The organism is Caballeronia sp. dw_276 (assembly GCF_018449635.1).
Lineage (GTDB): Bacteria > Pseudomonadota > Gammaproteobacteria > Burkholderiales > Burkholderiaceae > Caballeronia.
The window spans coordinates 1-596 of the sequence record NZ_JAAVUV010000066.1 but is presented as its reverse complement, the minus strand read 5'-3'; the positions used below and the strand labels follow the sequence as shown (position 1 = coordinate 596).

1 protein-coding gene is annotated in these 596 nt (G+C 59.2%); it reads right to left on the bottom strand.

The window, feature by feature from the left end:
* The coding region (locus tag HB633_RS30640; protein ID WP_213781866.1) for a YceI family protein at positions 1-336 on the bottom strand (336 nt) is incomplete at its 3' end.
* Positions 337-596: the final 260 nt, after the last annotated feature.

Sequence of the window (596 nt, the reverse complement as noted above, 5' to 3'; positions counted from 1 at the left end):
AGCCGGTGCGATCGATGTCGAGGCGAAGGTTGCGTTCGGGAAATGCGCGACGTCGAACCAGTCCTTGTCCTGCGCCTGCTTGTTGTAGCTGTCGTCGCCGAGATCGTAGCTGGCGGTATCGATATTGATGCTCGCGTTGCCGGCAGTCGGCTTGGCGGGATCGAAGTCGAGGGCGGCGGTGAACTTCTTGAACTTGCCATCGACGGGCACGTTCATTTGCTTGGACGTCGCCGTGACCGTGCTTTTGGCGGTATCGACCTGGGCTTGAGCGGCGGTTGTAAAAAGCGCGGCTGCGGCGGCGCCAGCAACTAGCCAACGGAATGAGGAAATGTGCATAGCGGGCTGGAGGTGAAGATTGCGTTTCGGTACGGCATGGTAGGTGAGCCCGCACGCGACACAAAGCCACGCCGGAACAACACATTGTTCTACCGATGACGTTAATCGAAACACGGACGCTCCGAGGCGCCCGGGCTTATCCAAGACCGCTGGCGGCGAAGCGTGTGGATGTAAGCCGCGTTTCAAATGCGCTCAGTGACCGACCGTGCTGAAGAGAACCACTGAGACAGAACGCGCGAAGGCTCGAAAGTACGAACCTA